The sequence below is a fragment of the Bacillus sp. JZ109 genome, assembly GCF_053903135.1.
Genome location: NZ_CP096388.1, coordinates 796,433 through 809,263, shown reverse-complemented (window position 1 = coordinate 809,263; position 12,831 = coordinate 796,433). Strand labels below are relative to the sequence as shown.

10 protein-coding genes are annotated in these 12,831 nt (G+C 45.1%); 1 reads left to right on the top strand and 9 read right to left on the bottom strand.

The window, feature by feature from the left end; all coding sequences use genetic code 11:
- Position 1 precedes the first annotated feature (1 nt).
- Both M1D94_RS04085 and helD read right to left on the bottom strand, forming a co-directional pair.
- Positions 2 to 1,819 (bottom strand): assimilatory sulfite reductase (NADPH) flavoprotein subunit, encoded by a 1,818-nt coding sequence (locus tag M1D94_RS04085; protein ID WP_064671595.1) that lies wholly within the window; start codon positions 1,817 to 1,819, stop codon positions 2 to 4.
- Positions 1,820 to 1,989: 170 nt separating this feature from the next.
- The gene (gene helD, locus M1D94_RS04080; protein ID WP_456270431.1) at positions 1,990 to 4,314 is read right to left on the bottom strand and encodes a DNA helicase IV; all 2,325 of its coding nucleotides are present in this window, start codon (positions 4,312 to 4,314) and stop codon (positions 1,990 to 1,992) included.
- A gap of 577 nt (positions 4,315 to 4,891) precedes the next feature.
- Here helD and M1D94_RS04075 point away from each other — a divergent pair.
- Positions 4,892 to 5,326: a hypothetical protein gene (locus M1D94_RS04075; RefSeq protein ID WP_014477979.1), complete on the top strand. Its 435-nt coding sequence runs from the start codon at positions 4,892 to 4,894 to the stop codon at positions 5,324 to 5,326.
- A 108-nt stretch (positions 5,327 to 5,434) separates the two neighbouring features.
- Here the strand turns inward: M1D94_RS04075 and M1D94_RS04070 are convergent, their stop codons facing one another.
- The 7 genes from M1D94_RS04070 to csoR all read right to left on the bottom strand — a co-directional run bounded on the left by M1D94_RS04070 (position 5,435) and on the right by csoR (position 12,796).
- Entirely contained in the window at positions 5,435 to 6,046 is a 612-nt protein-coding gene (locus M1D94_RS04070) for a trimeric intracellular cation channel family protein (protein WP_003228419.1), read from the bottom strand.
- Between the two features lie 186 nt (positions 6,047 to 6,232).
- Complete coding sequence (locus M1D94_RS04065; RefSeq protein WP_124059102.1) at positions 6,233 to 6,649, bottom strand: disulfide oxidoreductase; 417 nt, start codon at positions 6,647 to 6,649, stop codon at positions 6,233 to 6,235.
- Between the two features lie 4 nt (positions 6,650 to 6,653).
- Complete coding sequence (gene bdbD, locus M1D94_RS04060) at positions 6,654 to 7,322, bottom strand: disulfide bond formation protein BdbD (RefSeq protein ID WP_124059103.1); 669 nt, start codon at positions 7,320 to 7,322, stop codon at positions 6,654 to 6,656.
- Between the two features lie 119 nt (positions 7,323 to 7,441).
- A complete protein-coding gene (locus M1D94_RS04055; protein WP_151870056.1) occupies positions 7,442 to 9,550 on the bottom strand; it encodes a heavy metal translocating P-type ATPase in 2,109 nt (702 codons plus the stop codon).
- Positions 9,551 to 9,710: 160 nt separating this feature from the next.
- Positions 9,711 to 12,122: a copper-exporting P-type ATPase CopA gene (gene copA, locus M1D94_RS04050; RefSeq protein WP_456270519.1), complete on the bottom strand. Its 2,412-nt coding sequence runs from the start codon at positions 12,120 to 12,122 to the stop codon at positions 9,711 to 9,713.
- 83 nt (positions 12,123 to 12,205) lie between these two features.
- Positions 12,206 to 12,415, bottom strand: coding sequence for a copper chaperone CopZ (gene copZ, locus M1D94_RS04045; protein WP_003228406.1), 210 nt, complete (start codon positions 12,413 to 12,415; stop codon positions 12,206 to 12,208).
- A 75-nt stretch (positions 12,416 to 12,490) separates the two neighbouring features.
- Complete coding sequence (gene csoR, locus M1D94_RS04040) at positions 12,491 to 12,796, bottom strand: copper-sensing transcriptional repressor CsoR (RefSeq protein ID WP_003228404.1); 306 nt, start codon at positions 12,794 to 12,796, stop codon at positions 12,491 to 12,493.
- Positions 12,797 to 12,831: the final 35 nt, after the last annotated feature.

The following is a 12,831-nucleotide window of genomic DNA, read 5'->3' as shown; positions in this document are numbered from 1 at the left end:
ATCAATATACATCACGCTGATAGCGTTTTTGCTGCTGCATATCGGCAAGATAAGCCTCCGCTTCTTCGCGGCTCATATTGCCTTCTTTTTCGATAATTTCAAGTAATGTGTGATGGACGTCATGCGCCATATGCTTTTCATCTCCGCAAATGTAAACAGCCGCTCCTTCTTGAAGCCATTCAAACAATTCTGCGCTGTGTTCGAGCATGCGGTGCTGCACATATACTTTTTCTTCCGTATCACGTGAGAACGCCACATCCATTTTTGTCAGCACACCGTCTTTGAGCCAATTCTGCCACTCTGTCTGGTAAAGGAAATCCGTGACAAAGTGCTGATCGCCAAAGAACATCCATGCCTTTCCTTCCGCTCCCGTCTCCTCACGCTCCTGCATAAAGGAACGGAAAGGTGCGACGCCTGTCCCAGGGCCCACCATGATAATCGGTGTTTCAGGGTCTTTCGGAAGCTTAAAGTTTTGATTGTGCTGTACATAAACCGGCAGTGTGTCACCCGGCTGCAGACGTTCCGCGCACAAAATCGAGCAGACGCCTTTTCGTTCACGGCCGTGCGCATCGTAGCGGACTGCGCCGATTGTTAAATGCACTTCATCCGGATTTGCGGATAAACTGCTTGCAATCGAATAAAGGCGGGCAGGCATTTTTCGCAAAATAGAGACAAACTCCTGCGCAGATACACTAAATGGGCCATAGTCACGGACGAGATCAAGCAAATCGCGCCCTTCAATATAGGCTTTTACATTCTCCTCATTTCCCGGGGCTAAAAGCTCTCTAAGCTCATCGTTCCCTGTCAGCTGGGCTGCCTGTTCAAGAAGCGGTTTTGTGAGAACGGTAATCTCATAGTGATAAATCAGCGCTTCTTTCAGCGGACGGACATCACCTTGCTTATTAAGCGTCACAATTTCTTCCGGGTCCCAATTCATTTCCTTTAGGAGCAGCTCGACAAGTTCCGGATCGTTTTCCGGATAGACGCCGAGGCTGTCACCAGGCTCGTAAGTCAGGCCAGATCCTTCAAGAGACAGCTCCACATGGCGTGTTTCTTTATTTGATCCTCTGCCGTTTAAATTTAAATTTTCTAACACTTCAGCCCGAAACGGGTTTGTTCTGGAATACGAAGACTCACCGGTTTGTGACGCAGCCGCCGGCGCAGGCGCGGCGCTTCCGACCCCAGCTTCATTTAATCCCTTCAATACACCCTCAAGCCATTCGGCTGCCGGTTCATCATAGTCAAGATCGCAATCAACGCGCGGAGAAATCCGTTTTCCGCCGAGTTCTTCTAAGCGCTGATCAAATTCTTTCCCTGTCTGGCAGAAAAACTCGTACGAACTGTCACCAAGCGCCAAAACGGAAAAGCGCAGGTCTTCAAGCTTAGGCGCCCGTCTTCCGTGCAGAAATTCGTGAAACGACAGCGCGTTATCAGGCGGCTCGCCTTCTCCATGCGTACTGACGACGATTAAAAGATTGGTTACCTTCTTCAGCTGATTCGGCTTAAAATCGCTCATGGATGAGACGGTCACTTGAAAACCGCTCTGTTCAAGCTGCTTGCCGGCATTTTCTGCAAGCCCCTGTGCGTTTCCCGTCTGTGAACCATAAAGAACGGTCACTTCTTTTGAAACGGCCGGTGCTGGTGCTTCCGCAGACACAGCTGCCGCCGGCGCACCCGCAGCTTCTTGGGCGGAAACAGATTGAGCGGATAAATATCCGCTCAGCCAGATTTTCTGGGATTCGGTCAAGGTCGGCAGAAGGCGGTTAAGGAGCTCTGCCTGCTCCTGATTAAACGGACTGTTCATTACCTGAAGTTGCAACGTATCCACCTCACAAAGTTATAAACTGATCGAAAATTGCATCTAATTGAACTTTACCGGAATACTAGGCTTAAGTAAAATATATTTACATGATGATAACTATTAAGAATCCTAATGATAAAACGGCTATGCTTCATGTAAATAGAAAAAAGAGAAGGACTCCCTTCTCTTCATTCAGCAATCTGATATAAGTGAGGCGGCACAGCGGTTACAAACGGACTGGCTTCACCTGTATAAAATACCGCCAGCATGTGCATCGCACGGGTGCACGCAGTATATAAAAGCCTGCGGTCGTGCTCTGTATGATAGTGTTCTTCAGATGCATCATAGACAAGCACTGCGTCAAATTCAATTCCCTTCGCTAAATACACCGGAATCACGCAAACACCCTTTTGGAATGGTTGATTTTCTTTATGAATCAGGCGAACATCTGTATATTCACTCATGTGGGCGTGCGCCTGTATGCATTGCTGCGCAGCCTTGCAGATGACGGCTATTGTTTCGTGCCCTTTTTTCTTGAGCCGGCCAATTTCTTGCGCGAGCTTTTGGCAAAGGCTCTCATGTCCTTCAGTTTTGACAACGAGCGGCATTTCCCCGCTTCTATTAAACGGCTCAATATCCGCTCCATCTTGAAGCATCGCTTTGGTAAACTCGACAATCTGCCTTGTTGATCTGTATGTTCTCTTTAAACGAACATACTCAGCAGGATCATCCTCAAAGCACGCATCCATACGCTGATCCCCGTGTATGGTATGCGCGTAGATGGACTGATTGATATCACCGAGCACTGTCATGCTGGCAGCCGGAAAAATACTTCTCATGTAAGCCATCTGAAACGGTGAATAGTCCTGGGCTTCGTCAATAAATAGATGTTTGATCTTCGTATTTTTCTTTCTGCCCTCAATCAGATCCTGCATATAAAGAAACGGTGCCGCGTCCTCATAGAGCAATTTATTATCCGTAAATGCCGAACGGGTCAGCTCACCTATCACGGCCATCTTCTCATGCTGAAATTTCCCTCCCCAGCCAGAAAACAATTGCAAATACAGCTGTGAAACATCAAGAAATGCAAGGAGCCTGACTGCCTGCTTGAGCGGTTTGAAAGCTTTTTTCACAATGATGGCGGCAAGCAGCTGCTGCTCTCTTTGATAATCGTTAAACGTACTCTCGCTGAACCGTTTCCTTTCTTGCAGTTTTTTGTACACGTCCAAGTAGTCCTCTTTGTCAAGCAGCTCAGCTTCATGAACGACCCAATCCTTTCGCCGTTCCTTTTTCTCAAGCTTGTTAAGCTCACTCAGCAGCCACTTCGCGGTTTGCTCCATCCGATTCGGAATGGAGTGATTTTGATCCAATGAGTAAAAATAGGATTGAATTTGCTCCTTTGTGATCAGCTTTTGTCCGCGGAATATAATATTTTTAAAAATCATCCCTTCAGAGGAAAGCCGTGTGACGTATTCATTAATGAATTGCTGAAAGGATAAACCCGCCTTCCATGTGATTCCCGCAAGCCTTGTTGGAAAATCGCCTCCCTTTGTTTCGGTCAGGCAATATTCGAGCTGATCAAAGGGGCTTTCACATTTGAACTTGCGGCCAAGACGATGCTCGATATATTCCTGAAACGTCGCCTGCTCCATATTCTCTTCTCCTAACTCCGGCAAAACAGAGGAGACATAGCTGTTAAATAAGAAGTTGGGAGAAAACAAAACGATTTGTCCGGCATCAATGACGCCACGGTGCCTGTATAACAAATAAGCGACACGCTGAAGCGCAGCCGATGTTTTCCCGCTGCCAGCCGCTCCCTGCACGATCAGGATCTTGCTTTTTTCATTACGGATAATCTGATTTTGTTCTTTCTGAATCGTAGACACGATGTTTTTCATTTGGGTATCGGAGTGATGGCTTAATACCTCTTGCAGCATTTCATCACCAATCGTCATATCGGTATTAAACATCGCCTTGAGAGTGCCGTTTTTGATCATAAACTGGCGTTTCAGCACCATTTCCCCTTCTATCGTTTCACCGGGCACCTCGTACTCCGCTTTACCTGGGGAATAATTGTAGTACAAACTTGATATCGGCGCCCTCCAGTCATAAATCAGAAAGTGTTCCTCCTTCTCATCCAAACAGGAAGCTAAACCGATATAAATTCGCTCTGCCTGCTCCTCGCCGTTTTCAATAAAATCAATCCGGCCGAAATAAGGCGATTTTTTTAATTGATGAATTCGTTTGAGCTGCTGATCCATGCGCCGATGATTGTGTTCCCGATCAGACAGCAGCTCTGCCTGCTGCTTAATGCTTGCCATCGTTTCAATCGCTTCATGGGCATCATCAAAATTAACCTTAACATCCTCCCAAAAGCTTTTTCTTAATCCGATGATATCATGCTTCAACCCGCCCGCAGACGTTTCCAGAAACCGCTCTTTTTTTTCGAGCTCCTGCAGCACCTCATCTATTCTCGACTGCTCTTCCTTCCATTCCTTATCCTGCTGATTCATGAACGGCACCTCCAGAAAATAGTTGACAAACATAGATGAAATACTGTAAAATATAATTGGATACATATATCGAATGTATAACGAAACTGGCAAATACAATTTATCTTAGCACATTCACCCAATACCAATCAAGGTTTGGGTTATTTATATGCAGAAAAAACCGATTTCAACTCGAAATCGGTTTTTTCTCTTATGATTTCACATTGATCACTGTTGGAGGTGCTTTTCTTAGGTTGCGAATCTTCTCTTTCATCAGTATCGATTCCTTATTCCATTCAATCTTCGATATAATATTTCTTTTTCATTTTAAAAACACCGCAGAGCTTTACCGTGTTTGTCTGTTCATCTAACGTGAAGAATGACTAAACTGGCTGTTATTGTCATCTTCCATAAAGCAACTACATCCTTGCTATCGTATCTATAGTCGCAGTAAAATAGTCATTTTTCATCCAATTTCGACATATTTCAACAAATTGAAGTTTTTCATTTGGGAGAATAGGACGATGTTACATTATTTCTCTCGGTTTATGATATAAACATGAAGAAAGAACCAGAATTAGTTAGGAGGAAATACTCAGTGAAGAAAAAGCTATCTATGATGTTGCTGGCATTCGTCGTAGCCGTAACAAGTTTTACGGCAATTGACCTAGTAAACAACAAAGCGGAAGCTAAAGATTGGGTTAAAAAAGGTCAAATATGGAGTACTCATTACCATTCGGGCTCATTTAAAAACTATACTTACTCGCCAACATTTCAGATTTATTATCCAGGACGAGGAACTTGGGCCAACATGACAGCAAACGGATCAGGCAGCGGGAAAATTACAGCAACTCTGCAACAAAAGACAAATAAAGGCTGGAAAAATGTTAAAACTTTTTATGCAACGAAAAAAGGCTCTACAAATTTAAGTTACAAACAAGCTTCTAAAAGCTACAAAACAAAATACAGATTCAAATTCACTAACACAGGAACTAAAAAAACCATCAGCTATACCTTTTGGGCTACCTATTAATTTTCAATAGCTTTGCTCTGCGCGTCAGCATTCGAAAAGGACTTTTTATTTGATCCCGGCAGGCTACCATAAAAGAAACCTCTCCATGACGGAGAGGTTTCTTTTATTTTACTGACTATCTAAGCGAAAAGAACGGTTTGGCAGCTTCCAATTAAACATATAGGAACAAACCCGGCAAACAACGAGCACGAAAAACAGAACGTACAAGCCGAACGAGTTTCCCAGCCAGCCCAAGCCGACGATTAAACCGCCGAGAGCCGCCCAGACTGCATAAATTTCTGCCTTCAGCACAAGCGGTTTGCGCCCGGCAAGAAGGTCGCGGATGATTCCGCCCCCGCTTCCCGTCAGCACCGCAGCCACGATCACGGCACTAAGCGGATGGCCCATTTTGACAGCATACAGTGCGCCTTGGATAGCAAAGGCAGCGAGGCCGATCGCATCTGATAAATTGCCCCACTTATTCCAATGCTTCAGCAGCAGCTTCGGAAACAGAAACACAATTGTAATAGATAAAAGCGCGATTTGAAAGTACGCTCCCTGCTCCCATAGCGCTGACACCGGAACACCGATCAGCAAATTGCGGATCGCTCCTCCTCCAAAAGCGGTGACAATCCCTAATATATAAACTCCTAAAATATCATATTCCTCTTCCATCGCAACAATTGCGCCGCTGACTGCAAACGCAATGATGCCAATCACACTGAGCAGCTCCCAAGCCATTCTGATGACTCCCTTTTATGTTTGTTAAATTTTCTGACGACCTCTAGATTTTATAATCGCTCCAGCGTAAAATCAATAACATTTTTATGAGAAAAAAAGATAAATTTAGAGGGAATACGGCTATTGCTGATGGACATGAGTTTGCGAAATTAAAAAAGCGCCCGGCATACGCGGGCGCTTTTTTTGTTATTCAGATTTTTCGCCTTTCAGCAGGCACATAAAAACGATAATCAGGATAAAAGCAATCAGGGCCAGGAATGGAATCGTAATAAAACCAAACCAGTTAATATATTGGCCCGAGCACGGCACGCCGCTTACACACGGCTTAATGCCGCTAAAACCGGGCACTTTTTGCTCTAAGTAATGCATAGTCGAAATGAATGCCCCTATAATCGCCATCGGGAGCACATATTTTTTCACTCGTATGTCCCCTTGAAAGGTGGCGATGCCTAAAATCAGGACGAGTGGATACATGAGGATACGCTGGTACCAGCACAGTTCACATGGAATAAACTTTCTGATTTCACTGAAATACAGGCTGCCCAGCATAGCGATAAGAGCCACAACCCAGGAAGCATATAAAAATACGATTCTATTTTTCATATCGTTACTTCCCTTTCAGCTCTTTTTCTATTGTCTCTTTGATTTCATCATAATTCGCAAAATTTTTGATCACTTTATCATTGACGTAAATCGTCGGTGTTGCCTGTATGTTCATTTTTTGATTAAGGTCAGAATCCTTTTCCACTTGAGAAGCGAATGTTTCCTTATCAAGATTTTCCTTGAGTGTCTCAGGTTTTATCTTTGTGGTGTTTTTTGCAAGATCACCAAGGAGGCCTGGGGTTACCCATTCCTGTTCCGTATCCGGCTGTTTTTCGAACAGCTTTTCATGGAAATCCCAGAAAGAGTCAGGGTCTTCCTTCCATACTTCTTCAGATGCAAGAGCCGCTAATCTTGAACCTTTTCCATGGAACATGACGTTCACGAAAGAAAATTTCACATCGCCCTTATCAATAAAGTCTTTTTGTATTTTTGGAAAGATGTCACTGTTAAACACCTTGCAAGACGGACATTTGTAATCTCCGAATTCTACTACAGTTACCGGTGCATCGTCCTTGCCAAGCACAGGCTGCCCTTTGATAGACGGCTGCCCGGACACCGCATCATTACCTTGTTCCGTTTTGTTATTAATGATGACAATGGCTGCTAGCAATACAACAACCACAACCGTAAGGATGACCGCGAATTTCGCAGAAGACTGCTGTTTCTTTTTCACTCCGACACCTCATCGTTTTAAAATTAAAAAAGAAGCGGATCGCAATTGACCCACTTCTTTATTTTAACAAGACAAGCGCTGATAAGAAAACCCCGAAAAAATGAATTCTCTCCGACAATTTATTTGTTTTTGAGACGCATGACGCGCATGGCGTTCGCCACAGCAAGCAGTGTAACGCCGACATCTGAGAAAACCGCTTCCCACATGGTCGCAATTCCAAATGCACCAAGAATGAGAAAGATCGCTTTCACACCTAAAGCAAAGCCGATGTTTTGCCACACGATTCGCCGTGTCCGTTTCGCAATCCGAATCGCTTCCGCTATTTTTGACGGCTGATCTGTCATCAGCACGATGTCTGCGGCTTCTACTGCGGCGTCTGAGCCAAGGCCTCCCATCGCGATCCCTATATCTGCGCGGGCAAGCACCGGCGTATCATTGATGCCGTCACCGACAAAAATGAGTTTTTCATTAGGTGAAAGCTTAGCTTCCAATGCTTCGACCTGCGCGACTTTATCTTGCGGCAGCAGCTCTGCATATACCTCACCAATCCCAAGCTGTTTTCCGACGGCTTCTCCCGTTTGTTTCGAATCACCCGTCAGCATAGCTGTCTGTTTGATCCCAAGCGACTTCAGATCAGCAACCGCTTGTGCTGCGTCTTCCTTTATCTCATCCGCTATGATGATTGCTCCGGCATAGCGTTGATCAACAGCAACGTGTACGATTGTTCCAGCATTTTCATCCGGGACATCCTCAATTTGTTCTCTTTCCATGAGCTTTTTATTCCCAGCAAGGATCTCAGTTCCATTTACCTTTGCAAAAATGCCGTGGCCAGAGATTTCTTCGTATGACTCAATCTCATCGGAGGAAAGCATTTTCCCGTAAGCTTTACGCACAGATTCAGCAATTGGATGCTGTGAATGAAGCTCAGCGTATGCCGCCGCTTCAAGTAATCTATCCTTTGTAAAACCTTCCGCGGGTTTGATTTCTGTCACTTCAAAGCTGCCTTTTGTTAGTGTTCCCGTTTTATCAAACACCGCGTATTTGACTTGATTCAAAGCTTCTAAATAATTGCTTCCCTTTACAAGCACTCCGGCCTTTGAGGACGCTCCGATTCCGCCGAAGAAACCGAGCGGAATGGAGACAACAAGCGCACAAGGACAAGAAATCACTAAAAAGATAAGCGCGCGGTACACCCAATCGGAAAGCGCGGCGCCAGAAAGAACAAGCGGCGGAACAAAGGCCAGCAATACCGCGATGATCACAACAGCAGGTGTATAATACTTGGCAAACTTCGTGATAAAGTTTTCTGTCCGGGCTTTACGGCTGCTCGCATTCTGAACCAAGTCTAATATTTTTGATACTGCTGATTCCTGATAGCCCTTTGTAACTTCAATATGCAGAACGCCGTTTTGATTGATAAAGCCTGACATTACATCTTGTCCTTCCGCAGCTTTTCTCGGAACGGACTCACCTGTTAAAGCAGATGTATCAACCATCGCTGACCCTTGCACGACCTTACCGTCCAGGGGTATGCTTTCTCCCGGATTAACCACAATGATGTCTCCTGTCTGAACATCCTCCGGGGAAACCTGTTCGATGCCGTTCTTTGTTTTGAGATTGGCGTAATCAGGCCGTATGTCCATTAACGCACTAATTGATTTTCTGGAACGGCTGACCGCGGCACCTTGAAAAAGCTCACCGATTTGATAAAACAGCATAACGGCGACGCCCTCAGGGTATTGCTGAATCAGAAAGGCGCCGATTGTAGCAAGAGCCATTAAGAAATGCTCATCAAACACCTGACCGCGGATGATGTTTTTGACTGCGCGGATCATAATGTCACCGCCGATGATCAAATAAGCAGCGAGGAAAAGGAAAAGTTCAATGGTTCCCGAATGAACCAAATATGCCGCTGCGCCGAGAATGACAGCCGCCGCCATTCTGATCAGCATATTGACCATTCGATTACGATAGCCATCATCAGCTGATTTCTTTATATGCTTTTGGCGAACCGTTACATGCGGATCAATTGATTTCACTTTTTTCTCTACTTTATTCGTGACCCATTGCTCTTCTTTCCCATCGGCTGAGACAGTTAAGGTGCTTGCCGCAAAATTTACCGCGCATCCGTCAATGCCTTTTATGCCTTTGACTCCATTTTCGATTTTTTGGGCACAATTGCTGCAATCCAAACCGTCCAGAACGTATTCCTGTTTCACTAGTCTCACCTTACCTTCCGATTTAGGGTTCCCTTTTCAAAGCGTATCAATGAGTATTGCATTCATTTTAATATATATGAGCATATACTCATATATAAGTTACACCTATTATATGTTGTTTTCCAAGAAAGTGTCAATGAAAAACAAAAACCGGCATATAGCCGGTTTTTCATTTTACTTTTTGCAGACGAAGAGCATTCAGAACAACGGAAACGGAGCTGAATGCCATTGCTGCTCCTGCTATCCACGGTGCTAAAAATCCAAGTGCTGCGATTGGGATGCCGAGGCTGTTATAGCCAAGCGCCCAGAATAAATTTTGTTTAATGTTTTTCATTGTCAATCTGCTCATGCGGATTGCGTCGGCAATACTGTTCAGATCGCCGCGAATCAGTGTAATGTCTGCTGTTTCCATGGCAATGTCCGTGCCAGTTCCAATCGCCATGCCGATGTCAGCTGTGGCAAGCGCCGGCGCATCGTTAATTCCGTCGCCTACCATTGCTGTCTGGCGGCCTTCTTTTTGCAAGCGGGCAATTTCTGCTGCCTTTTGTTCAGGAAGGACTTCCGCAATGATATTCGTAATTCCCGCTTCCTTCGCGATGGCTTCTGCGGTTCTGCGATTGTCTCCTGTCATCATGATGACATCAAGGCCCAACTCTTTCAGACGGGCAACAGCCTTCCGTGACGTATCCTTAATCGTATCTGCAACCGCTACTAGCCCCGCTGCTTCTCCATCAATGGATACAAGCATAACTGTTTTCCCTTCGGCCTCTAGCTCTTCCATTTGGGCGAGAAGAGCACCATGCTCAACCTGTTCGCTCTCCATTAATTTTCTTGTGCCGACGAGAATGCTTTTTCCTCCGGCTTCAGCCAAAATGCCTGCGCCGACTTTTGCTTCAAAGCGGGTAAGCTTCGGTATCTCAAGCCCTTTATCTTTCACGCCAGCAATAATCGCTTCGCCAAGCGGATGCTCTGATCCCGTTTCCGCTGCCGCTGCAAATTGAAGCAAATCTTTTTCTTCAAAACGGCCGAATGGAATGGCATCCGTCAGACGCGGCTTCCCGTTTGTCACGGTTCCGGTTTTATCAAGAACAATGGTATCGAGACGATGTGTTTTTTCTAAATGCTCGCCGCCTTTAAATAAAATCCCGAATTCAGCAGCGCGTCCAGATCCAGCCATTATGCTCGTCGGAGTGGCAAGACCGAGGGCGCAAGGACAGGCAATGACAAGAACCGCAATGAACTTGCTGATCGCTTCAGCAAAATCGCCAGGAGCCGCCCAAAGATACCAAATGAGAAAAGTGAGAACGGCAATCCCCAATACAATGGGTACAAAAATGCCTGAAATCTGGTCAGCGAGACGCTGGATCGGCGCTTTTGACCCTTGTGCTTCCTCAACAATTTTGATGATATGAGAAAGCGCAGTATCCTTTCCGACGTTGACAGCTTTAATTTTCAGGAAACCGTTTGCGTTAACGGTTGAACCTGTCACGCTGTCACCAGGATTTTTGTCAACAGGAAGACTTTCTCCTGTAATCATCGATTCGTCAACCGCTGAACGGCCTTCAACCACTTCTCCGTCGACAGGAATTCGTTCGCCAGGTTTGACGTAAACAATGTCATTAACAAGCACTTCGTCGATCGGGATGATTTGCTCCTGTCCGTCTCTTACAACAGTCGCTGTTTTCGCTTGAAGCTTCATCAGCTTTTTAATCGCATCCGAGGAACGGCCTTTAGCTTTTGTTTCAAACAACTTGCCTAATAAAATCAGCGTCAGCAAAATCGCGCTTGTTTCATAGTAAAGGCCATCTGTATGCCCGTGAGAGCCAAGGCTTTGAAAAGTAAGATAAAGGCTATAAGCGTAAGCAGCCGTCGTACCGAGGGCGACCAATACATCCATATTGGCGCTTTTATTTCTGAGCGCCTTATACGCACCCACATAAAACGGCCAGCCGATCAGAAATTGGACTGGTGTCGCCAGCGCAAATTGCATCCACGGATTGAGAAATATATCGGGTACCCAAATGAATGATGTAAATGTAAAATGGCTCACCATCGCCCAAAGCAATGGAAACGACAGGACAGCTGAAAAAATCAGTCTCGCCGTTTGCTTCCGTTCTTCTTTCTTTTTAGCAGCAGCAGCCTCACTGTCCTGTTCCCCCTTCAACTTTAGCTTATATCCAAGCTTATCTACCGCTTCTTTCAAATCGCTGACAGACGCTTCTTTTGGATTGTATTCGACCGTAACTGTTTCTAAAGCGAAGTTTACTGGAGCATTTGCGACACCTTCTATTTTGTTAAGCCGTTTTTCAATCCGATTGGCGCAAGCCGCACAGGTCATGCCCTCAATATCGAATTCAGCTTTTTCTGTAACGACGTGATAGCCCAACTTCTCTATTTTTTCCTGAATCGCTGCAGTCCCTGTTTCAGCAGGATCGTAGATTACATTTGATGTTTCCGTTGCCAGATTAACATTTGCATCCGTGACACCGGGCATCCGCTTCAGGCCTTTTTCAATTCTGGCAGCACATGCCGCACAGGTCATACCAGAGACCTGCATCGCGATTTCCTTTTGTTCACTCAACATACTCACTCCTTTATATACACCTGGGGGGTATATAAAAATGAAAGAAATATCGCGCCTCCCTAAAGGCGCGATACCTTGAATCACTCAGCTACGTCATAGCCCTGATCTTCTATCGCATCCGCAATATCTTTGACTGATACTTTGTCAGCATCAAACGAAACATCGACTTTACCCGCTTCCAGATTGACATGAACGGCACTGACGCCGTCCAGTTCTCCTACGCTTGTTTCTACTGCTTTGACGCAGTGCTGACAAGACATTCCTTCAACTTGCAATGTTTTTTGTTCCATAATCAATTCCTCCTGTTTATTCTTTCTATTTTCATCCTACCATACCCCCGTAGGGTATTACAATAAAAAAACGCTTTATGATTTTGTGAACTTTTTAAATACGTCCAAAAGCTCAGAAATGGCCTGTTCCCCGTCTCCGCTTTTGATGGCATCTGCTACACAATGATGGGCATGATCCTCAAGCAAATGAAGCGCCACATTTTTCATTGCCGCCTGAACAGCTGAAATTTGCACAAGAATATCTACACAATATCTGTCGTTTTCCACCATGTTTTGAATGCCTCGGACTTGACCCTCAATCCGCTTAAGCCGGTTTGTAATCTGATCTTTTTCTTTCGAGCTTTTATGGTTTAATGTTTTATGTTCGTTATGCTTTTCCATGCGTACACCTCTGTTTAATGATATTAATTCCCATT